Source organism: Agrobacterium pusense, assembly GCF_900102105.1.
GTDB classification, from domain to species: Bacteria; Pseudomonadota; Alphaproteobacteria; order Rhizobiales; family Rhizobiaceae; genus Agrobacterium; species Agrobacterium pusense.
On the sequence record NZ_FNBB01000006.1, the window covers coordinates 1 to 22,400 of the forward strand.

At 59.1% G+C, this 22,400-nt stretch carries 20 protein-coding genes and 1 pseudogene; 17 read left to right on the forward strand and 4 right to left on the reverse strand.

What is annotated here, in order from left to right; all coding sequences use genetic code 11:
- The first annotated feature begins 249 nt into the window (after window positions 1-249).
- From BLU28_RS14910 to BLU28_RS25990, 5 genes and pseudogenes are all read left to right on the forward strand, one after another.
- A complete protein-coding gene (locus BLU28_RS14910; RefSeq protein WP_022563969.1) occupies window positions 250-810 on the forward strand; it encodes a P-loop nucleotide/nucleoside kinase family protein in 561 nt (186 codons plus the stop codon).
- 23 nt (window positions 811-833) lie between these two features.
- Complete coding sequence (locus BLU28_RS14915) at window positions 834-1,445, forward strand: histidine phosphatase family protein (RefSeq protein ID WP_077987592.1); 612 nt, start codon at window positions 834-836, stop codon at window positions 1,443-1,445.
- Between the two features lie 106 nt (window positions 1,446-1,551).
- Complete coding sequence (locus BLU28_RS14920; RefSeq protein ID WP_077987591.1) at window positions 1,552-1,935, forward strand: ester cyclase; 384 nt, start codon at window positions 1,552-1,554, stop codon at window positions 1,933-1,935.
- Window positions 1,936-2,143: 208 nt separating this feature from the next.
- Complete coding sequence (locus BLU28_RS14925; RefSeq protein WP_022563966.1) at window positions 2,144-2,803, forward strand: outer membrane protein; 660 nt, start codon at window positions 2,144-2,146, stop codon at window positions 2,801-2,803.
- A 395-nt stretch (window positions 2,804-3,198) separates the two neighbouring features.
- Window positions 3,199-3,298, forward strand: a pseudogene (locus BLU28_RS25990) (alpha/beta fold hydrolase); the annotation flags it as partial.
- Window positions 3,299-3,432: 134 nt separating this feature from the next.
- Here BLU28_RS25990 and BLU28_RS14930 read toward each other — a convergent pair.
- Both BLU28_RS14930 and BLU28_RS14935 read right to left on the reverse strand, forming a co-directional pair.
- Entirely contained in the window at window positions 3,433-4,395 is a 963-nt protein-coding gene (locus tag BLU28_RS14930) for a D-2-hydroxyacid dehydrogenase family protein (RefSeq protein WP_022563964.1), read from the reverse strand.
- On the reverse strand, window positions 4,392-5,417 hold the full coding sequence (locus BLU28_RS14935; protein ID WP_022563963.1) for an NADP-dependent oxidoreductase: 1,026 nt from the start codon (window positions 5,415-5,417) through the stop codon (window positions 4,392-4,394). The genes BLU28_RS14930 and BLU28_RS14935 overlap by 4 nt, the downstream gene beginning before the upstream one ends.
- A 258-nt stretch (window positions 5,418-5,675) precedes the next feature.
- On the opposite strand from BLU28_RS14935, the gene BLU28_RS14940 reads away from it, so the two are divergent.
- Window positions 5,676-7,259 carry a Na+/H+ antiporter gene (locus tag BLU28_RS14940; RefSeq protein WP_022563962.1) on the forward strand — a complete coding sequence of 528 codons (1,584 nt, stop codon included), beginning with the start codon at window positions 5,676-5,678 and terminating at the stop codon, window positions 7,257-7,259.
- A 112-nt stretch (window positions 7,260-7,371) separates the two neighbouring features.
- Here BLU28_RS14940 and BLU28_RS14945 read toward each other — a convergent pair whose 3' ends face one another.
- Together BLU28_RS14945 and BLU28_RS14950 are read right to left on the reverse strand one after the other, a co-directional pair.
- Window positions 7,372-8,184: a nickel-binding protein gene (locus BLU28_RS14945; protein ID WP_022563961.1), complete on the reverse strand. Its 813-nt coding sequence runs from the start codon at window positions 8,182-8,184 to the stop codon at window positions 7,372-7,374.
- Between the two features lie 164 nt (window positions 8,185-8,348).
- Window positions 8,349-10,292: an ABC transporter ATP-binding protein/permease gene (locus BLU28_RS14950; RefSeq protein ID WP_022563960.1), complete on the reverse strand. Its 1,944-nt coding sequence runs from the start codon at window positions 10,290-10,292 to the stop codon at window positions 8,349-8,351.
- A gap of 217 nt (window positions 10,293-10,509) precedes the next feature.
- On the opposite strand from BLU28_RS14950, the gene BLU28_RS14955 reads away from it, so the two are divergent.
- The 11 genes from BLU28_RS14955 to BLU28_RS15000 all read left to right on the forward strand — a co-directional run bounded on the left by BLU28_RS14955 (window position 10,510) and on the right by BLU28_RS15000 (window position 22,291).
- The gene (locus tag BLU28_RS14955; protein WP_022563959.1) at window positions 10,510-11,718 is read left to right on the forward strand and encodes an MFS transporter; all 1,209 of its coding nucleotides are present in this window, start codon (window positions 10,510-10,512) and stop codon (window positions 11,716-11,718) included.
- 137 nt (window positions 11,719-11,855) lie between these two features.
- Window positions 11,856-12,365 carry a cytochrome P460 family protein gene (locus BLU28_RS14960; RefSeq protein WP_022563958.1) on the forward strand — a complete coding sequence of 170 codons (510 nt, stop codon included), beginning with the start codon at window positions 11,856-11,858 and terminating at the stop codon, window positions 12,363-12,365.
- Window positions 12,366-12,546: 181 nt separating this feature from the next.
- Window positions 12,547-14,325: a cytochrome c biogenesis protein DipZ gene (locus BLU28_RS14965; RefSeq protein WP_077987590.1), complete on the forward strand. Its 1,779-nt coding sequence runs from the start codon at window positions 12,547-12,549 to the stop codon at window positions 14,323-14,325.
- Between the two features lie 36 nt (window positions 14,326-14,361).
- The gene (locus tag BLU28_RS14970) at window positions 14,362-15,120 is read left to right on the forward strand and encodes an alpha/beta fold hydrolase (protein ID WP_022563956.1); all 759 of its coding nucleotides are present in this window, start codon (window positions 14,362-14,364) and stop codon (window positions 15,118-15,120) included.
- Between the two features lie 204 nt (window positions 15,121-15,324).
- Entirely contained in the window at window positions 15,325-16,371 is a 1,047-nt protein-coding gene (locus BLU28_RS14975) for an alpha/beta fold hydrolase (protein ID WP_022563955.1), read from the forward strand.
- Window positions 16,372-16,465: 94 nt separating this feature from the next.
- Window positions 16,466-17,206: a response regulator gene (locus tag BLU28_RS14980; protein WP_022563954.1), complete on the forward strand. Its 741-nt coding sequence runs from the start codon at window positions 16,466-16,468 to the stop codon at window positions 17,204-17,206.
- Window positions 17,203-18,519 carry an ATP-binding protein gene (locus tag BLU28_RS14985; protein WP_022563953.1) on the forward strand — a complete coding sequence of 439 codons (1,317 nt, stop codon included), beginning with the start codon at window positions 17,203-17,205 and terminating at the stop codon, window positions 18,517-18,519. Before BLU28_RS14980 ends, BLU28_RS14985 begins: the two co-directional genes overlap by 4 nt.
- Window positions 18,520-18,662: 143 nt before the next feature.
- Window positions 18,663-19,079, forward strand: a complete 417-nt coding sequence (locus tag BLU28_RS14990) for an organic hydroperoxide resistance protein (RefSeq protein ID WP_022563952.1) — start codon at window positions 18,663-18,665, stop codon at window positions 19,077-19,079.
- The gene (locus tag BLU28_RS26340) at window positions 19,057-19,215 is read left to right on the forward strand and encodes a hypothetical protein (protein WP_173402660.1); all 159 of its coding nucleotides are present in this window, start codon (window positions 19,057-19,059) and stop codon (window positions 19,213-19,215) included. Before BLU28_RS14990 ends, BLU28_RS26340 begins: the two co-directional genes overlap by 23 nt.
- A 154-nt stretch (window positions 19,216-19,369) precedes the next feature.
- Window positions 19,370-20,788: an aldehyde dehydrogenase family protein gene (locus tag BLU28_RS14995; RefSeq protein ID WP_077987589.1), complete on the forward strand. Its 1,419-nt coding sequence runs from the start codon at window positions 19,370-19,372 to the stop codon at window positions 20,786-20,788.
- A gap of 180 nt (window positions 20,789-20,968) precedes the next feature.
- Complete coding sequence (locus BLU28_RS15000; protein ID WP_022563950.1) at window positions 20,969-22,291, forward strand: epoxide hydrolase family protein; 1,323 nt, start codon at window positions 20,969-20,971, stop codon at window positions 22,289-22,291.
- Window positions 22,292-22,400: the final 109 nt, after the last annotated feature.

A 22,400-nucleotide genomic window follows, 5' to 3' on the forward strand; every position in this document is an offset into this window, starting at 1 on the left:
AGGTTGGCTATGGCTTACGACTGGTACCGCAATGAACGCGACGGCCGGTTCGATGAACTGGCGGCAGGACTGATATTCTTCACAATAATCACCCTCCTTCTGGCGTCAGCTTATCTCGTGACAAGCCTTGCCAGCTAGGGCGGTTCATTGCCTGCGTGCCGGCCAATATAGACGCCAGATTGGCAACATCGATAGCACAATGATCACATCATCATCCGATTTATGCCTGCCAAAGGTCAGTAATGGAACATGACGGACGATCTTGGCGGCCATATCCTGCTTCTCTCCGGCCATCCCGGCTCCGGCAAGTCGACAATCGCCGAAACGCTGGCTCACTTGCCCGGGGTACCAAAGGTGCATTTTCACAGCGATGATCTGTGGGGATATATCAAGTATGGCCGCATCGATCCCTGGCTACCGCAATCCCATCGGCAAAATCGCATGATCATGCAGATCGCCGCCGACGTTACCGATCGATACGCCAAAGACGGCTACTTCGTCATCCTTGACGGCGTCGTGCGACCGGACTGGTTGCCGACCTTTACGGCACCTGCCCGGCCACTCCACTACATCGTTCTGCGCACAACAGCGGCAGAGGCAATCGAACGCTGTCTGGCCCGCGGTGGCGACAGCCTGAGCGACCCCAATGTCGTGGCCGATCTCCACTCGCAGTTTGCCGATCTCGGCGCCTTTGAGCACCACGTCCTACAAGTGTCAGGCATGGACAAGGATCAGACTTTCCAGTCGGTCATCAATGCGCTGCAATCGGCACGTTTCCGTATCGATGCTTTGGATGAAAGCAATCGATAACGAACGGGCAGGATGAAACGAGCGTGGCTCTACCGACCCTTTACCTCCTTCGTCACGGCGAAACTGTCTGGAAGTCTCTTGGCCGGTTTCAAGAACAATTGGATTCACCCTTGACGCCACGCGGCGTTGAACAGGCGGACCAAGTTGCTCACCTGCTGTTCGACGCACTCTGCAACGATGACCAGTTGTTCCAGATGCAGATCAGTCCGCTGGGACGCGTGCGCGAGACCGCGGAACGCATAAAGGCCAAGGTGCCGCTTCCGTCTGTCGATGATGACCGACCGGTTGAGGTTACCACCGGCAACTGGGACGGGATGACGCGATTTGAGATCGACAACAAGTTTCCCGGCCATCTTGACGGGTCAAACGCGTTCGACTTGTATTTCAGGGCGCCAGACGGCGAAAGTTTAGATGACGCCTGCAAGCGCGCGATGTCATGGATCTCGGATATCCGGCATCCGACAATCGTCATTTCCCATGGTCTGTTCGCGCGGATCCTTCGCGGTGTTTTTCTCGGACTTTCAAAACACGAGATGCTCGAACTGCCCGTTCCGCAGGATGGATTTTACCGGCTAGACGATGGCAGGTGCGATCTCGTCACCGGTTCCCCGTCCATACCTGCACCTGTTCAATGACGGAGCACAGTTCGCTGTCCCAACGGACCGCGAGCAACGCGCAAACTGCTGACATCGACCCCGGCGCCGAAGCAGGCTCGACCCTTCGATCGATACGGAGAAACACATGCCGACACTTCAGGATATCTATCTTTCCTATCTCGACTGCCTCAACCGTCAGGCTTTCGATGAACTCGGAACCTTCGTCGCCGACAATGTCGAACACAACGGCCGACCATTCGGATTGTCGGGCTATCGCGACATGCTGGAAAACGACTTTGCCGACATTCCCGACCTGCGGTTCGAGGCAGAGATCCTTGTCATCGTGGCGACACGGGTTGCCGCCCGGCTTTCGTTCGATTGCATGCCCAAATCCACCTTCATGAGCCTTCCGGTCAATGGCAGGAGGGTTCAGTTCTGCGAGCATGTATTCTACGAATTTGAGCACATGAAAATCCGCAGGGTCTGGTCGGTCATCGACAAGCCCGCAATCGAACGTCAGCTTGGCTGAGAGCCCTGGCCTTGCAAAGACATCGGCGGCCGGCAAAGGTCCGTAAAATTACCCTGACGCGCGCGAGCGCAAGCGACTTCCCACCGCGCCCGGGCAGCCTCGAATTTATGCAGACCGCTGCACGGATCGCAGGCGTTGCACAAAAGTTACATCATTTTTCAGGCAAAAAGCATATGAATGATCTCTCACGTAAGGGAGTTCAGAGACTATGAAGAAAATCGTATCGACTATCGCATTCGTGCTCGCGGCATCGACTGCAATGGCGGCCGATGCCGTATCAGAAGTTCCTGCAGCCCCGGCAGCAGAGGTTGCGCCGCTGTTCAGCTGGACCGGATTTACCGCCGGTGTGCAGGCTGGTTACGGTTGGAACAACAATGACGCTTCGATCGTCGGCCTTCCCGGCGAAACGTCCGCAGATTTCGACGGCGCTCTCGCCGGCGGTTTCGTCGGCTTCAACTATGACCTTGGCAACAGCTGGGTCGTTGGCCTCGAGGCTGACTTCGAAAAGAACTGGGGCGATGATTCCGCCACCATTCTCGGCACGGGCTTTGACTACGGGTTTGACTGGCAGGGTTCGGTTCGTGGCCGCGTCGGCTACGCATTTGACCGTGCCCTGGTATACGGTACCGCAGGCTGGGCCTATGCTCGCGGTTACGCGGAAGTTCCGGGCATTGCCGACGTGAAGGAAACCTTCAACGGCTACACCGTCGGCGTTGGTCTCGACTATGCATTTACCGACATGGTGTTCGGACGCGTTGAGTACCGTTACACCGACTTCGGCGACAAGGATTTCAACTTCGGTGGCGCTGCAATCAACGCGGATGTCGACCAGCATGCAATCCGCGTCGGCCTCGGCGTAAAGTTCTGATCCACCTGGACAGCAACAACAAAAGCCCGGCCTTCGTGCCGGGCTTTTTCCTGTACCTTTTTAAAAGCGGCAGCAAGGAACCGGGGCCGGCAAGTGCGGGCAACCGGTTCGTCAGCGTATCCGCAGCACAATTACTGAACATGCCGACCAGGACCGAACGCGGACGGACACGTTCCTTCTTCCGCCAGCAGACGCTCAGCCGGTCTCATCCATGATCTTCCCTTTGAGCGAATCCTCAAGCAGTTGACGATCGGCACCACGCAGCGCCATCCGCGGCAATTGACGCCGCAGCAAGTCCCACAGCATCTGCGCATCCGTCCGCCGATTTTTGCAGTTGGTAGAGCATTCTCATGCCACGCAGCACCTCCAGCAGCACCTAAAGTTCCCGTTCCTTCAAGGCCTTCTCGGAAACCGACCAGACCGAGAACCTGAAGAATCTCCGTTCCGACGCTTGTTCTGCACGGTGAAGACGACCAGATCGTTCCGATCGCCGACCTGCTGGCCCTCATCAAGGGCTGATACTTTTGTGACATCAGAATGTCGCCGATCATTCGGCCGCATTATTATTTGGGCGAGGCCAGATGGTGCCGCCAGGCGGTGCGACGGGAACCAAGGGTCAACTCGGAAGTTCACAAAACCCGCAGTGGCGTTCCGTTCAGCCATGCGACGAGATTGTCCACGGTATCTCGATAGAAAATCCGATATGAGTTTTCGGTAACAAACCCGATATGAGGCGTCGCGATCACATTGCCAAAAGTCCGAAGCGGATGATTACTGGGCAAAGGCTCATGATCAAACACGTCCACTGCAAGACCTGCGATCCTCTTGGTTTCCAGGGCAGCGATCAAAGCTCCTTCATCGACAAGCGGACCTCGTGACGTATTCACGAGCCAGGCTGTTGGCTTCATCAAAGCCAGCTGCTCCTGACCGATTACGCCCTTCGTTCGCTCCGACAGAACAAGATGCAACGTCACCCAGTCGGACTCGCGAAGAAGCGTCTCTTTTTCAACCCGTCGCACACCGGCAGCTTCTGCCGCCTCATCGGTCAGATTCTGGCTCCAGGCGATCACGTCCATACCGAAAGCAAGCCCGACCTTTGCGATCTGGCGGCCGATCCTGCCCAGACCGATGACACCCAGCGTGCTGCCCGAAAGGTCGCGCCCGACCGTGGTTTGCCAGCCACCACTCCGAAACGAGGCAATTTCTGTGGAAATATGGCGTGCCGCCGCAAGGATGAGTGCCCAAGTCAGCTCCGGGGCGCCCGATCCGTTCGCACCCGTCGCCGAAACAACGATGCCAAGATCACGGGCCGCGGCAAGGTCGATTGAGGCGTTGCGCCCTCCAGTCGTTGCGATGAACCGCAGGTTCGGCAGGCGCTTGAGAACACGTCGCGGCAGCGGCGTCCGTTCGCGCATGACGCAGACAGCATCGAACGGCAAGAGACGATCAACCAGGCGTTCTTCGTCCGCGATGTGGTCATTGAAGATCGTGATTTCGGCACAGTCTTTCAATGGCGACCAGTCGGCGCTGGTGATCGCCACATTCTGGTAATCATCCAAAACCGCGATATTTCTTACGTCATGGCGGCTCATGAGACGACGCCACCGATTTTGACGATAAGCTTGCCGAAATTCTTGCCTTTCAGCATGCCGATGAAGGCGTCAGGAGCATTCTCCAATCCATCGACGACATCCTCGCGGTACCTGATCTCGCCGCTAGCGACCCTTGGGCCAATCTCCGCGAGAAAGTCATTGAAATGATCGGCCGCAAATTCAGTCTGGATGAAACCTCGAACGAGAAGGCTCTGTCTCAGGATCGCCGACATCGTTGCCGGAAGACGGTCTGTCTGCGACGAGTTTGCACCGTTATATTGAGAAACGAGGCCGCAGACGGGAACACGCCCGAACTGGTTTAGAAGAGGCAGTACCGCATCCCAGACGCGTCCTCCGACATTCTCGAAATAGACATCAATCCCGTTTGGAGAGGCCGCGTTCAGATCGCTGACAAAATTCTCCGAGCGATGATCAACCACGCTGTCGAAGCCAAGTTCATCCTTCACGAATGCACATTTGTCGGGCCCACCGGCTATACCGACTGCCCTCGCCCCGTAAAGCTTTGCAAGCTGTCCGACCATGGAACCAACGGGGCCAGAGGCTGCAGCGACAGCAACCGTCTCACCCTGCTTCGGTTTGCCAATGAACTTCAGACCACTCCATGCAGTAAATCCCGGCATGCCAAGGACGCCGATCGCGGTCGTGACCGGCGCGCCGTGCGTCTCGACCTTTCGTAGCAAGTCCCCATTGATGACCGCCCCCGTACACCAACCGGTCCGCCCGCGCACGATGTCGCCGGGCGCAAAACCGTTGTGCCGTGACTTCACCACCTCGCAGATCGTCTCGCCTTCCATGATACCGTCGATGGGTACAGGCGCCGCGTACGATTTGGCATCGCTCATACGCCCACGCATGTAAGGGTCGAGCGAAAGATAGAGAACGCGGACCGTGACATCGCCCTCGGCTGCTTCGCGCAGCTCGGCATCCTCAAGGCGGAAATTTTCATGCGATGGTTCTGCCAAGGGTCGGCTTGCCAGCACAATACGTTTTATCGTCATCATAAGGTTCGTTCCTCGTTTATTAGCCCAAGTCTTGGGCCGCCCTCGGCTTGGATATTCCACCGCTTCTCGAACTCCACGGGTGGCGGCATCCCATTCCTGATGTGCTTGCGTTTTGGGTTGTAGATCATTTTGATGTGCGGCGCTGCCTAAAGAACCGGTGATAATTGCCGGAACTCAGTCAAACCAGCAAAAATGACTGCGTTGCTTTTTCGCAAATCTCGTCATTTGATGTGAGTCCGACGCGGATTGGGGGCGCATATGGACGGTACGCATCTCTTCGAACTCGTGATCGCGATGTTTCTCGCCATCATCGTGCTGCACTACATCGCACATCGCATGGGCCTGCCGCCATCGGTAGCGCTACTGGTGGGCGGGGGAACGCTGGCGTTCCTTCCCGGCTTGCCCACGATCGCTGTCAATCCGGAACTGGTTCTTGTTATCTTTCTACCGCCACTGCTTCTCGACGGAGCGTGGTCGATCGCCGTCGATCGCCTGAAACGACACGTCTTCGGAATTGCATCTCTCGCGATCGGTGCAGTGCTGTTCACGACAATCGTCATCGCGGTCGTTGTCCACCTCCTGATGCCGTCTCTGCCATGGGCGGCCTGCGCAGCCCTTGGCGCCATCGTCTCACCTCCGGACGCCGTGTCAGCCCGTGCCGTGCTGGAAAGGGTTAAGATTCCGAGGCGTCTGCAAATCCTTCTTGAAGGTGAGAGCCTTCTCAACGACGCCAGCGGGCTCGTGCTCTTTCGTTTTGCTGTAGCGGCTGCGGCCGGAAGTACATTCAGCACCACCGACGCGATCGGCACCTTCATTTTTCTGGCCCTTGGAGGCGCCGCAACCGGCGTGGTCGTTGGCTTCGCATGGGTAAAGCTCGTCCGGCACCTTGGCGACGAGTACCTCATCATTGCCGCCACCGCAATCTTGTCATGGATCGCCTATCTTTTGGCGGAACAGATCCATGCGTCCGGTGTAATCGCCACCGTAACGGCCGGGCTGATAGCGTCATGGCATCAGCACACCGTCTTTTCTGCGGCGACGCGAATGCGCGGCACCTCATTCTGGAACGTCCTTGTTTTCCTGATGGAGGCTATGGTTTTCATCCTGATAGGACTATCGCTGCGGGACGTCGTTGAACGTGGCGGCGGCTTTGGCTCACTGGTTGGTTCGATGGCACTCCCCGCGGCCGCAATCCTCGTTTCGCTCGTCATCGCGCGGTTCGTGTGGATATTCACATCGGATCTGGTCATCAGGTTTTTTCACGGGGTCAAGGTCGCTCGCTCGACGCCCCTCGGAGCAGGAGGGGTGACGGCGCTCGGCTGGGCAGGCATGCGCGGCGTCGTGACGCTGGCACTTGCGCTCAGCCTGCCGGAGGATTTTCCCGGACGTGACTTCATTCTGGTCATGGCATTCGCGGTTATCGTGGGAACCGTTCTCATACAGGGAACGACGCTTGGGTGGATTATCGCCTGGGCGGGGCTTGGCAATATCGAACCGGAGCGCGCACCGATGACGATGAGTGAGGCTGAAGCCGCCATGGCGCAGGTCCAGCTCGCAGCCGTTCAGGGGCTTGCCTACGACGAAAGTGGGGAACTCATCCATCCCCAACTCCTGAAGAGATACGAACACCGGCTGGCAGCAAGTGTCAGATACGCCGAAAGTACCGAGAAATATTCGCCACTTCTTCATGCCCACTTCGATGTCGTTCTTCAGGCTGTCGCCGCCGGCAGAAAGGAACTTATTCGTCTGCGACGCGAAGGAAAGATCGACGATGAAACTCTAAGGGAGCTTGAGCATGATCTCGATCTTGAAGAGCTCGGCGCAATTTCTGCCAAGGCGTGACTGGCTGGATGCTTTCCAACTTAAGGAAACCAGCACCTATAAGCAGCAGGAAGCCAAGGAAAGCATCGCAACGGTAGTGCCGCGTCAGGATCAGCCCTGAAGAACACCATAATCAATGCAACCACTCGCAACGATAGGCTAGGACCGGCTTGGCGAAGCCTTTAAGCCTGTATCGATGGCCATATACGGGGACATCGGCGCTGCCATATTCCTGCAGGGTCTTGTCCGATATCAGGATCTGATCGCTATGGGCGGCAGCACAAAGCCTTGCAGCCAGTTGAACGGTCGTGCCGAAGAAATCATTGCTGTCTTCAACCGGCTCACCACAATCCAGCCCGATGCGGATGTGAATGGGTTCGCCCCTGTCGCTGTTGTAGCGATGGAAGGCGCGCTGAATATCGATTGCACAGTCGACTGCAAATGGCGTGGAGGAGAACACTGCCATTATGCCGTCCCCGGTGTGCTTTACCTCCCGTCCTGACCGTCTTACCAGACAGCCACGCACGAGCGCATCATGCGCGCGGACGAGTTCAGCTGCCATACGATCGCCCAGGCGAGCGGTCATTTCGGTTGAACCGACGATGTCAGTGAAAAGTATCGCACGGTGGCCAGCATCCATGTGTTTGGGGGCAGGCTCGAGCGGCGTCGGGTCCTGTATTCGCCCGAGAAACGCCTCCACAGCCGACAGAGCGACTTCCACAACTTCGCTGGCGACGAAACCGTGCGCTTCGCGGTGCACGCATTGCGCGGTTTCAGCATCCGGCGCATCCATGAGGCAGAAGGCGGTACCGCGCCTTTCATCGAACCAGTAGGTTAAAAACCTGACGCCATACCGGTCCTGAATGTCGATATCCTTAAGATGCGCGGCGGCAATATCGGCCGCAGAAACTCCGGCGAGCTCATGCCGGTCCATGAAGATAGGCATTGTTTCCTCCCCAGAGTATGTCGTTGCCTCATCTGGCGGCCAGATTACGACGTCACCGATTGACCGTCCACCGTTCATACGGGTGACGTGGAAAACATAGAAGCACCGAAAGAGCGATACTCATTCGCATTATATCAGGGGGTGGAGGTGCTGCGCGACTTTCGTCACCTGCGTTTGACCATGCGGCGGAGCAACGAGCCGGACCGGGCCTTCCTCGGAATGAGGTGGATATCGCTGACCAGCTTCGCGCCACCTTCCCGGCGTTCCAGCGTAATCTTGCGGCTGTGGAAGGCCTCCAGCTCAGCGCGATGTGCCACGCTGATGATCGTAGCATCTGGTAATTCGTCGATGACCGTCTGCATCATCCTGTCCTGGCTTTTTTCATCCAGGGCGGCGGTCGCTTCATCCATGACGATGATATCGGGATCGTTCAGCAGCAGGCGGGCAAAGGTGAGACGCTGTTTTTCACCACCGGAGAGCGTCTGGTCCCACGGCGCCTCTTCTTCCACCTTGTCCTTGAGGTGGCCGAGACCGACCTTGTCGAGAGCTGCGCCGATCTCGTCGGCAGTCCAGCTCTCCGCTGCCTGCGGATAACAGACCGCCCGACGAAGCGTTCCGGACGGAATATATGGCCGCTGCGGCAACATGAACAGCCGGCTACCGGCACGAAAACTGACGCTGCCGCCGCCCCATGGCCACAGGCCGGCGATTGCCCGCACGAGCGTGCTTTTTCCGGATCCGGATTCACCTGCGACGAGCACCCGCTCGCCGGGTCCGATTTCGACATCGGTTTCCTTAACGACAGCAGTACCATCGCCCAGCGAAACGGATACATCCTTGAGGCTCAGCATCGTCTCACCCTCCGTTTCACCGCGCACGATCCGGCCGAGCGTATCGCTCTGTTCGGCCCGCTCGAGGCCGTCAAGCGACATCATCAGCGATGCGACACGCCTTGCGCAGGCATTCCAGTCCGCCAGCCGGGGATAGTTATCGACCAGCCAGCCGAAGGCGGACTGAACGATGGTGAAAGCCGATGCCGCCTGCATGACCTGGCCCAGCGACATGCTTCCGTCGAGGAACTTCGGCGCGCACAGCAGGACCGGAACGACGGGCGCAATCAGCATCGATCCATGCGACACGACGGTGGTACGCATATATTGCTGCGCCATTCGTTTCCACTGATGCCGGACATTGCGGAACCTGCTGTCGAGATCGCTTCGCTCTTCTTCTTCGCCACCCAGCAGCGCAATGCTCTCGCCATTTTCCCTCACACGGGTCAGCGTATAGCGGAATTCCGCCTCGAGCTGGTTCTTGACTTCCGAGACTTTGACGAAGTTCCGGCCGATCCACGCAATCGAGCTTGAGGTTATAAGCGCGTAAATTACCGCTGCCACCACCAGAAAGCCGGGTATCGTTATCCAAACGCCGCCGATCGGCAACGTCAGCGCGCCGCCGATCGTCCACAGGACGACGATGAAGGTGGATGCCGATACGAAGGCGGCAATGACCCCTGCGACGAAATCCACCGGCGCTTCAGTGGCGATCCTCATGTCCTCCGACAGCCTCGCCTCCGGATTTTGATGGTCGCCGTCAATCAGGTTAAGCTGGTAATAGCGGCCATTTGCAATCCACCGGGAGACCAGCACCTTCGTCAACCAGGAGCGCCAGCGCCGCTGGATCCGCATCCTGACATAGACCTGCGATGTTACGATCAGGACGCTGCCCAGAACCAGCGGCGGGAATATGGAAGCGAGAAAATAGACCGTGGACGCATCCCGTTTTTCAATCGCGTCGAAGATGCCACGATTCCAGACGTTGACACCGTATTGGAAAGCGACATTGATGCCGATCATCACCAACAGGCCGATGGAGAACGGCCATGCCAGCCCGTCGCCACGGCGGCTCCAGAAGCCGCGCGCGCTGATCCAGAAGCGTTTCAGCAGATATTTTTTGCGGGCCTTCTCGGCTTCCTCGGGCGTCAGGCCCTCAGCAGGTTCGATTTCCTCCGGCGGCAGCGGCTCATCGGCTGCATTCTCGACATGTACTTTCCCTGCACCATTCTTGCCGGTGCCATCGGCTCGTTTCGAATTTGCGTCAGCATCGGTCATGGACGGCTAAACGGATGGCGGTTTGAAAGGTTGCCCGCCGGCAAAGATTTCCCGCGGGCAGAAAGGCGCACGACCCCCGGACACATCCCTGCGTCAACGCACGCGCCTGCGTTGTGCGCCGCACAAATTTGGACAAATAGGCATGAAATTCGGACTTTTAGATACATATCATCCAGCAAAATTCCTTTAAAACTCTCCCAACTCAAGGAGAGATACCATGACCGACACCACATCAGAGTTTGACGGGACAACAATGTCCCTCGACATCGAGGAGCAATCCGCGTGGACAGCCGCCACATGGTTCGCGGTTCTTTCGATGGCGGCCACCAGCTTTGCGCTGGTATCGGCCGAGTTCCTGCCGGCGGGACTGTTGACGCCGATGGCGCGTGACCTCGGTATCACCGAAGGGACCGCCGGACAGGTCGTCACGGCCACGGCATCCGTCGGCGCAGTGACGGCGCTGTTGAGCAACGTCCTCATCGGCAGGCTGAACCGCAAGACCGTGCTTGTCGGTCTGAGTGCACTGGCGATCGGCTCAAACCTTCTTGCTTCCTTTGCAACCGATTTCTGGCTTCTGTTGCTGGGCCGGGCCGGGCTCGGGATTGCTCTCAGCGGGTTCTGGGCGCTTTCGGTTGCCGTCGTGGCAAGGCTTGTCGGCGCAAATGCGACCGGGCGCGGCATGGCTATCGTTACCCTCGGCGTTTCGCTCGCCACAATCGCCGCGCCTTCGATGGGAGCCCTTATCAGCGACTGGCTGGGATGGCGCACGGCAATGTCGATGACGGCAGGGCTTGCCGTCATTGCCATGCTGCTGCAAATCCTCAGCCTGCCGTCGCTGCCTGCAAGCACCAGTAACAGCCTTTCCGATGTTTTCCGGCTGACGCGGCGGCGTAGCGTTCAGCTGGCCATGCTCGCGATCCTCCTGCTCATGACGGGACATTTCGCCGGATCGGTCTATGTCCGTCCCTTCCTCGAGCAGGTGACGCTCCTCGGTACAACGCCGATTGCTCTCGCACTGCTTGGATTTGGCGTCGCCTCGGTGATTGGCAACGTCGCGGGTGGCCGGATGGCTGATGCCAGTATCCGTCTCGCACTCATCGTCACCGCCGCGCTGATGGCATTTGCAACGATTTCCCTGGTTCTTTGGGGCGTCCATACCGGTGCCGCATTTGCTCTCGTCGCCCTTTGGGGCCTTGCCTTCGGCATGGCGCCTGTCGTGCTGCCGACCAACCTTTCCCGGGGCGCGCCGGATGCGCTGGAGGCGGCAGGCAGCCTGATGGTCGTTTCTTTCCAGGTGGCCATCAGCATCGGTGCAGTGTTCGGCGGCTATATCGTCGATTCCTACGGCGCCACCGCGCCGCTGGCTCTGACCGCGATCCTCGCGACATCCACCGTCGCGCTCGCGCTGCTACAGCGCGCCGATTGATATGTGTGTGCCGGCGCTTCCCTCGCCGGCACAATCGCTGCTACGATCTAATACATAAATCCCGGTTTCAGGAAACATGCCGGATACCTGCCGCGCAGATCATCGTCTGATCGTTTTCGGATCAGGCAGGATTTGTCATGAAGAACCAGATTTTCTTTGCCGTCACTCTTGCAGTTGCGGCAGCAGGTTTCGGAGCCGCTTATTCAAGCCTTGCGGACAGCCCGCCGGAAAACGCCTCACCCCTCTATGGCGTTACGCTTCCCGAGGGATATCGAGACTGGCGCTTCATCGCTCCCGCACAGGAAGCGCCGCCGCTCGATGAGCTTCGTGCCGTTCTGGCAAACGACATCGCCGTGAACGCTTACAAGAGCGGAACCCTGCCCTTCCCTGATGGCTCGATACTGGTGAAGCTTGCCTACAAGCGGCAGCAATCCGCGGAATTTCCACCAGCCACGGTGCCGGGCGCGGCAACCACCGTGCAGGTGATGGTCAAGGACTCCAGGAAATATCCTGACAGCCATGGCTGGGGCTTCGGGCGCTTCGTCAACGGCAAACCGGTCGATACCGCACAGCACGAGACTTGCCTTTCGTGTCATGTCGGCAACGTCAAGGACCACGATTTCGTTTTCACACGATACGCGCCCTGACGAGCAAAGGGCCACGCCGCCGTTACCCTTCATGGTCGACGGTCCGTCCGCTCGCCTACACTCCCATACAAAATCACCCACACACCGACACATCAGAGATACGCGACGCCGGGAAGGTGGCGCCATTACCGGCTCACCTTCGCCGCCCGGTGCCCCTAATCCCAGCTGAAAGGAAAAGATAATGACGCTTCTGGTCGTTGCCTATCTCGGGGGCGTGCTGACAATTCTCAGCCCCTGCATCCTGCCTATTCTTCCCTTCGTCTTCGCGCGGGCCGGCCAACCGTTCCTGCGCAGCACGCTGCCGCTGCTCGCCGGAATGTCGATCACCTTTGCCGCCGTTGCGACGCTCGCTGCCATCGGCGGCAGCTGGGCGATCAACGCCAACGAATATGGCCGGCTCGCCGCCCTTTCAATGCTCTCCCTTTTCGGAATTGGGCTGATGTCACCGAAGTTCGCCTCTGTCCTGTCCCATCCGGTCGTTGAATTCGGCAACCGACTTGCCAATGCCGCCGGCAAGCCCGATGCCGCCCCGACGGTCACTGGCTCCCTGCTGCTCGGCATCCCCACCGGGCTCCTGTGGGCGCCCTGCGCCGGCCCAATCCTCGGGATCGTGCTGACCGGTGCGGCCCTGAAGGGCGCCAATCTGGAAACCAGCCTGCTGCTTTCCGCCTATGCCGCCGGTGCTGCGACATCGCTTGCCGTCGCCGTCCTCATCGGAGGCAGGGTGTTTGCGGCGATGAAGCGTTCCCTCGGTTTCAGCGAGCGTGTTCGCCGGGCAACCGGGGCAGCGGTGCTGGCAGGCGTTGCCGCCATCGCCCTTGGACTGGACACCGGTTTTCTATCGCAGATTTCCTATGCCAGCACGACATCGTTCGAACAGCACGTTCTTGATCGTCTCGACGCCGCCAGAGGGCCCGAACAGAAGGTCGAAGTAGCGAAGAAATCCGCAGCCACAGCGCCGGACGGTGACGCTGCCACCATGCGCCCGGCACTGCCGGTTGAAGGCCCCGCGCCGTCCCTCGATGGTGCTGTCGAATGGCTGAACTCCCCGCCGCTCGCCCGTGAAGACTTGCGCGGCAAGGTCGTGCTCATCGACTTCTGGACCTATTCCTGCATCAACTGCATCCGCACCCTTCCTTATGTGCGTGCCTGGGCGGAGAAGTACAGGGATCAGGGTCTCGTCGTCATTGGCGTGCACGCGCCCGAATTTGCCTTCGAAAAGAAGATCGACAATGTCAGACAGGCCGTCGCCGGCTTCAAGATCGAGTATCCGGTAGCAATCGACAATGATTACAGGATCTGGCGCGCCTTCGATAACAGCTACTGGCCAGCGCATTACCTGATCGATGCCAAAGGCCAGATCCGTTACCACCATTTCGGTGAGGGAGACTACAGGGAGACCGAAGAGGCGATTCAGGATCTGCTGCGCGAGGCGGGCAGCACCGGCGCATCCGCCACCGAGACTGTGACGCCTGAGACAAAGGGGGCTGAAGCCGGCGCGGACATGAGCCACATGCTCTCCGGCGAAACCTATGTAGGCTACCGTCAGGCGCGAAGCTTTGCATCGAACGAGACAATACGTGCAGACGCGCCCCAAGACTATTCGGTCACGGCGCCTGCCCTCAATGAATGGGGGCTCTCCGGCGAATGGACGGTTGGCGCGGAAGCGGCCACCCTTGATGCGGCCAAAGGCGGTATCACCTACCGCTTCAGCGCCCGTGACCTGCATCTGGTGCTGGGTCCGATTGATTCCGGAAAGCCGGTCCGTTTCCAGGTGACCGTGGATGGCCATCCGCCGGGTCCTGATCATGGCGCCGATACGGATGCCAATGGCAATGGCGTCGTCACATCAACCCGCCTTTACCAGCTCGTTCGCCAGTCCGGCACCGTGACAGCAAAAACCTTCACCATCCGCTTCCTCGACCCCGGTGTGCAGGCCTACGCCTTCACCTTCGGTTGACCCGTTTTTATCCGGCCACATGAAAGGAATAACACGATGCATCATCGTCTCATGCCAAGATTCGCGCTCGCCTTTGCAACCGCGCTGATTGCGTTTGCCGCACAGGCAGCGGAGGTAAAGAATATCGTCATCGTCCACGGGGCGCTTGCAGATGGTTCTGCCTGGCGCAAGGCAACGGACATCCTCGAAAGCCGTGGTTTCAACGTCACCATCGTCCAGGAACCCATCACCTCGCTTGCCGATGATGTGGCAGCAACAAACCGCGTGCTCGATCTCCAGCAGGGCCCCAGCCTGCTGGTCGGACACAGCTACAGCGGCATGGTGATTTCGGAAGCTGGCAATCGGCCCGATGTGGCGGGGCTGGTGTATGTCGCCGCCTTCCAGCCGGAAAAGGGAGAGAGCCTTCTTGACCTCGCCACAGCAAAACCACCCGCCGGAAGCGGCATAAAGCAGACGAAGGATGGCGCCTTCCTCTATCTGGATCCGGCGGTCTTTGCGCAGGATTTCGCCGCCGACCTGCCCCGCGACGAGGCTGCCTTCATGGCCAAAAGCCAGGTCTTCGCCGCCAAGGCAGCCTTCGCAGCCAAGTCGGGCGAACCAGCCTGGAAAACAAAGAAAAGCTGGTCGATCATCGCGACGCAGGACAGGTCGATCAACCCCGATCTCGAGCGTGACATGGCAAAGCGCGCCGGCAGCGCGGTGACCGAGATCGCCGGGAGCCACGCAGTCTTCGCATCCAAGCCCGAAGAGGTCGCAGACGTCATCACAGAGGCTGCCCGGCGGTCCGCGAAATAAACACGGATCTGGTGGAACGCCACCACAGCCGCTCCTGACATCGGGAGCGGCTGATCTGCATTCAGAGGGCAAGCTGAATGTATCAGTCTGTATATAGAAGGCTCGCTGCTACAAAACCATTCACATCAGGTTCGCCCGGGACACATCGGGGATACACGTACAGCGTTAACTGCCTGTCATCCAAAAAGGACAGGAGAGACGAGAATGAATTCCGAGATCAATTTCCAGCGCCGCCGGTTCTTCGGCATTGCCGCAATGACTGTTGCCGCCGTAGAGTTCGGCGCGGCGGGCCTGGCCCAGGCCAAAGGCGAGGCGCCTTCAGCTACCCCGTCAGCACCAACAGGCGAAAAAACGTCCTTTGGGCCCCTGAAGCAGGTCAAAGCGGGTGTACTCGATGTCGGTTACGCCGAAGCCGGGCCCGAGGAGGGCCCGGTCGCTCTGCTGCTGCACGGATGGCCTTATGACATCTACAGCTATGTTGACGTTGCGCCCATCCTCGCTTCGGCAGGATATCGCGTGCTTATTCCCTATCTGCGCGGATACGGCACCACACGTTTTCTTTCTGATGAAACGGCACGCAACGGGCAGCAGGCAGCACTCGCGGTTGACATGATCGCCTTTCTCGATGCCCTTGGCGTGAGACAGGCCGTCGTGGCGGGCTATGACTGGGGCGCTCGCACGGCCGATATCATGGCGGCACTCTGGCCCGAGCGCTGCACCGGCCTCGTGTCGGTCAGCGGCTATCTGATCGGCAGTCAGGAAATCAACAAAAAGCCACTTCCGCCCAGGGCGGAACTTTCCTGGTGGTATCAGTTCTACTTCGCGACGGAACGCGGCCGTGCGGGTTACGCCGCGAATACCCGCGACTTCGTTCGCCTGATCTGGCAAACGGCCTCCCCGACCTGGAAATTCACCGACGAAACCTTCAATCGTTCCGCTTCCGCGTTTGACAATCCCGACCACGTGGCGATCACCATCCATAATTACCGCTGGCGGCTGGCACTTGCCGAAGGCGAAGCCAAATATGACGACTACGAGCGCCGGCTTGCGAAACTTCCCCTCATCACGATCCCGACGATCACGCTGGAAGGTGACGCCAATGGCGCACCGCATCCGGACCCCTCCACTTACGCATCAAGGTTTTCGGGCAAGTACCAGCATCGCAATATCAGCGGCGGCATAGGGCACAACCTGCCGCAGGAAGCGCCCGAGGCATTCGCCAAGGCCGTTCTCGACGTCGCAAAGCTTTAGGCTTGCCGAAGCCCGCGAACCGTTGTCTTACTGCTGTTGGCAGCGGGCAATGCAGTAGCGGGCCACTGAAACGTCCGCACGATGAAGGCATCCAATGGAACATATCGATCACATTCTCGTCGTGGACGACGACAGGGAAATCCGGGAGCTGGTTTCCAGCTACCTGAAGAAGAACGGCTTGCGAACAACGGTGGCTGCCGACGGACGGCAGATGAGAAGTTTTCTTGACGGCAATACCGTCGATCTGATCGTGCTCGACGTGATGATGCCGGGCGATGACGGTCTGGTTCTCTGCCGTGAGTTGCGGGCCGGAAAGCACAAGGCCACGCCGGTTCTAATGCTGACTGCCCGCGATGACGAGATGGACCGGATCATCGGGCTCGAAATGGGCGCCGACGATTATCTGTCGAAGCCCTTCGCCGCCCGGGAGCTTCTCGCACGGATCAAGGCAATCCTGCGCCGCACCCGGATGTTGCCGCCCAATCTGCAAATCAGCGAAGCGGGGCAGCTCCTGACCTTTGGCGACTGGCGTCTTGACACGGTGGGCCGCCATCTGCTGGACAGGGACGGTACGACCGTGGCACTGAGCGGCGCTGAATACCGGCTTCTCAGGGTGTTCATCGATCATCCCCAGCGCGTCCTCAACCGCGACCAGTTGCTGAACCTCACACAGGGGCGCGATGCCGAAATCTTCGACAGATCGATCGATCTTCTTGTAAGCCGCGTGCGTCAGCGGCTGGGAGATGATGCGCGGGAACCCACCTACATCAAGACGGTGCGTGCGGAAGGTTATGTCTTTTCCGTTCCGGTGGAGATTTCGGAGCCAAGGGCATGAAAGGCCGGCATCTGATTGCCGGCTGGTGGCCACGCTCGTTGCGGTCCAGACTCTTTCTCATCCTGCTTGCCGGGCTTGCCATTGCCTACGGGTTGTCGTTCAGCATCCTCTTTGCCGAACGGTATATGTCTGCCAAAGCAGTCATGCTCGGGACACTGGAGCAGGACCTTGCGGTATCCATCGCCATCATAGACCGCCTGCCTGCGGAAGAGCGGGCGGGATGGGTGAACCGCCTCGGCCGCAGCAACTACCAGCTCATACTCGGTCCGGGCCTTCCCGGCGTCGCCGACATGTCCGGGCGCGGGGCAGAAATCGCGCAGAGGATCGAAGAGGCCGCCGGGCACCGGTTTCCGGTCAGGGTGGAATCCATTCCCGGCGACGGCAAGAGGCTTCAGGCTCATCTGACGCTGTCGGACGGCTCGCCCCTGACAATTGACGTAACACCACGGGGTGTCATGCCCATCGCCGAATGGCTGCCCTACGTCTTCGCCGCACAAATGGCGCTTCTCCTCCTCTGCACCTGGTTTGCCGTGCGGCAGACGACCAGACCCCTCAGCGCGCTGGCAGCCGCGGCGGAAGCGCTCGATCCGGGGGAGAAGGGGTTGCCGATGAGTGAGAGCGGCCCGAGCGAAGTTGCCCACGCGGCTCGTGCATTCAACGCCATGCGCGATCGCGTCGCACAATATCTTGAAGAACGCGTGCAAATCCTCGCGGCGATTTCACACGACCTGCAGACGCCCATCACTCGAATGCGGCTGCGGGCCGATATGGCTGATGATACGCCGGAAAAGGAAAAGCTGGTCAGTGACCTGCGTGAAATCGAACGTCTGGTGCAGGACGGGATCGCTTATGCGCGCAGCGCCCACGGCAACGGCGAGAAGTCCTCTCGCATCGATCTGGCATCCTTCATCGACAGCATCGCCTACGACTATCAGGATACCGGAAAGGCGGTCACGGTTTCAGGCATTGTGCGCGGCACGGCGTCTACAAAACCGCACGCATTGCGACGGATACTCACGAATTTCATAGATAACGCCCTCAAATTTGCTGGCAGTGCCGAAATAAAAGTGGATCGGCATGCTGAAGGCGCCGTTGTCATCACGGTGCTCGACAAAGGACCGGGCATTCCCGACGAGATGCTGCACAACGCCATGCAGCCATTCTTCCGGATTGAAACATCGAGAAATCGCGACACGGGCGGAACGGGCCTCGGGCTTGCGATTGCGCAGCAGCTTGCCGGAACGATCGGCGGCTCGGTGCGCCTCTATAACAGGCAGGGTGGCGGGCTGGCGGCCGAGGTTTCTTTTCCCTGACGCGGAGGCAGGCCGAGCACCTCGTAACGCGCCGATACGTTTCGATACAGTTTCGCGTTTTCCGGAAACATGGCCGATACGCTGATCCCTCACAAAGCTCCTATCGCAAAACGCCGCGGCAGCGGCAATCAAAGGAGCCTCCCATGACCAGAATCGAGACTGTTCTTTATACGGGCAAGACCCGCACGACCGGCGGCCGTGACGGATCGGCGCAAAGCGACGACGGCGCGCTTTCCATCAAACTCTCGCCTCCGGGCAGCGGCAAGCCGGGAACCAATCCCGAACAGCTTTTTGCGGCAGGCTGGTCGGCATGTTTCATCGGCGCAATGACAAAGGCAGCGGCCAGGCGCCAGCTTCGCCTTCCGGCTGACACCGCCGTCGATGCTGAGGTTGACCTCGGCACGACGGGTGGCGAGTTCTTCCTGCAGGCCCGCCTGTCCGTCAGCATGCCGGGCATCGATCGTGCCACGGCGCAGGCGATCGTCGAGGATGCGCACCAGATCTGCCCGTACTCCAAGGCAACGAGGGGAAACATCGATGTCACACTCAAACTCGCATAAACCGCTTTTCCGCCCGCGTTGGCTCGTCATCGCCCTCGTGCTCTCGGCAATATTCGCGGTGCCCTGTGTCTATGACGCAAGTTCAGACGAGCCTTCGCCGCTTGCGGGACTTCTGGGCGCGCTTTCAGCGATGTGACCCTGGGAGCGGCTCGGCGCATGTCGCAGCCGCTTCACGCTTTCACCTCCGCGTGCCCCTCCAATCCACTCACGGAAGTTCCTTTGGGGGCAGTTCGCCGCGTTACGCTGCGACCAGTCGAACCGAACTTCCGACCTTCAATGAGGCCAGATCAATGCGAACAATAGAACAGATCTACGTCGACGGTGAATTTGTCATCCCGGTCGGCGATGAGCGGCTGGACCTTTTCAATCCGGCAACCGAAGAAAAAATCGGCGAGGTCCGTCTCGGCAACACCCATGATGCAAGGGCGGCGGTGGCAGCTGCAAAACGCGCTTTTCCGGCCATGGCGGCCTCAACCAAGATGCAGCGTATCGATATGCTGCGCAGCTTGCGCGATGTGGTCGCCGAGAGGCCGGATGAGCTTGCGCAAGCCATGACCGAAGAATACGGCGCACCCGCTTATTTTACGGCGTTCTCTGTTCAGAACGCCGCTTCAGTTTTTGATGTGATGGCCGAGACAGTTAGGAACTACGACTTTGACCGTGTTGTGGGCAAAAGCACGGTCAGGATGCTGCCCCGCGGCGTTCTTGCCGCCATCACACCTTGGAATAGCAATTTCGGATTTATCGCCACCAAGCTTGCCCACGCGATCGGCTCCGGTTCGTCCCTCGTCATCAAACCGGCAGAACAGAGCGCATTTCAGACGGATTTATTCCTGAGGAGGCTGCACCGGGCCGGCCTTCCGGCGGGGGTCTTCAATGTCATTAACGGCACGGGGCCCGTGGTCGGTGCGGCGCTGACGCAGAATCCCGACGTTGCGACCATCAGTTTCACCGGCTCCACTCAGGCCGCAAAAATAATTCAGCGCTCCGCGATCGACGGCATGAAAAGGTTGGTTCTTGAGCTCGGAGGAAAGGCGCCCACAATCATCCTTCCGGACGCCAACCTCGAAACGGCGATCCCTGTTGCCCTGATGTCAGGTTTTGCAAACAGCGGTCAGGCCTGCGTCGCGGGCACCCGCATCATCGCCCCTCGGTCCCGCCTTACAGAGATTTCGGAGAAGCTCCGGATGGAGACTGGGAAATTCAAGGTCGGCAACCCCCGCGATCCGGAGGTTCGGATAGGACCTCTCGCGAACGCTGCGCAGTGGGAGAGGATTCAGGCCTATATCCGACTCGGCATCGACGAAGGGGCGACCCTGCTGACGGGCGGCACCGGGCGGCCGGCTGGAATGGAAAAGGGCTGGTTCGCCCGTCCAACAATCTTTGCCGGGGTCAGGAACGACATGCGCATCGCCCGCGAGGAGATCTTCGGCCCGGTCCTCTGCCTTATTGCCTATGACAACGAAGACGAGGCCATCGAGATCGCTAATGACAGCGATTATGGACTTCAGGCATATGTGCTCGGATCCGACCTCAGGCGCGCCGAAAAAATTGCCGAAAGGTTGGTGGCAGGCCGTGTCGTCATCAACGGCGCTCCTCATGATCCCCGCGCGCCCTTTGGCGGTTTCAAACAGTCTGGCATTGGCAGGGAAATCGGTGCCTTCGGCCTCGATGGTATGCTCGAACCGCGCGCCATTCTCACTCCGTGACACCAATTTTTTCCAAGCCGATACCGGCGCGCTCCGGTCTGCTGCACGCCGCAGCGTCAGCCGTCTGAAAGCCGACGTTCGGTGACGCAACACCAGGTCGAACCTAGCAGCCGGGACACGAGCAACATCTACCAGTCTCGGGTGCGAATAATTGCAAAAACTCATCATATGGAGAGAAATATGACCTACATACTTCATCCGGCGGAAACCGGGCGCGGCACAGCGATGGTGCTTGGGTCTGCCATAGCCGTACTGATGGCCTTTTTCCCGGCCCTGGCAGCGGAAACTGCCAAACCATCCCAATCACAGACAGCCCGGGAAGACGATAGCATTCACCCGTTCCAAGTGCATATTGACCAATCACAGATTGACGACCTCAAGGCGAGAATCAAAAATGCACGCTGGCCGGACAGGGAGACCGTGGGGGATATCTCCCAGGGCATCCAGCTCTCGCGGGTTCAGGACCTCGTTCGATACTGGGGCAGCGGCTATGACTGGCGAAACGCCGAAAACGAGCTCAACGCATTGCCTCAGTTTATCACCAGTATCGACGGTGTCGACATCCACTTTATTCATGTGCGCTCACGCCACCCCAATGCCCTGCCTGTCATCCTTACCCATGGCTGGCCGGGTTCAATCTTCGAGTTCACGAAGGTTATCGGCCCGCTGACGGATCCGACCGCTTATGGGGGCAAAGCCGAAGACGCATTCGATGTGATCATTCCGTCGATACCCGGTTATGGTTTTTCAGGTCATCCAACAGATCTCGGCTGGGGACCGGATCGTGTTGCACGCGCTTGGGACGTTCTTGTGAAGCGTTTGGGCTACACACGTTATGTCTCCCAAGGTGGCGACCATGGCTCGGTCATTTCCGATGCTCTCGCACGCCAAGCTCCGAAGGGTCTGCTTGGCATCCACCTCAATATGCCGGCCACAGTTCCCGGAACGCTGATGAGGGGTATCAGCAGCGGTGACGCTGCGCCGGCAGATCTCTCGCCTCCCGAACGAGATGCCTACAACGCTCTGCAGACGTTTTTCGGCAGAAACGCTGCTTACGGCGCGATGATGGTTACGCGACCGCAGACGATCGGATATTCTCTCTCGGACTCTCCCATTGGTCTTGCATCGTTCATCTATGAGAAGTTCGCGCAGTGGAGCGACAGCAATGGTGAACCCGAAAGTGTTCTTTCAAGGGACGAGATGCTCAACGATATCACCTTATACTGGTTGACCAACAGCGGCGCCTCTGGCGCACGCTTCTATTGGGAAAACAACAACAACAACTTCAGCGCGGACGCTCAGAAGACCCGCGACATTAAGATCCCCGTCGGTATCACGGTGTTTCCCAAGGAGATCTACCAGGCGCCCGAGAGCTGGAGCAGGCAGGCCTATCCGTCACTCGCCTATTATCATCAGGTGGATCACGGCGGGCATTTTGCAGCCTGGGAGCAGCCCGATATTTTCTCCCGTGAGCTGCGGGAAGCTTTCCGAAAACTGCGCTGAATTCCGTCAGACAAGCGCGGGATCAGCCCGCGCTTCACCACCTATTGCGTCTGGTCTTTCTATAACGCAAAGAAGCCGCCCCCGATTTGGGGCGGCTTTATACCAAGCC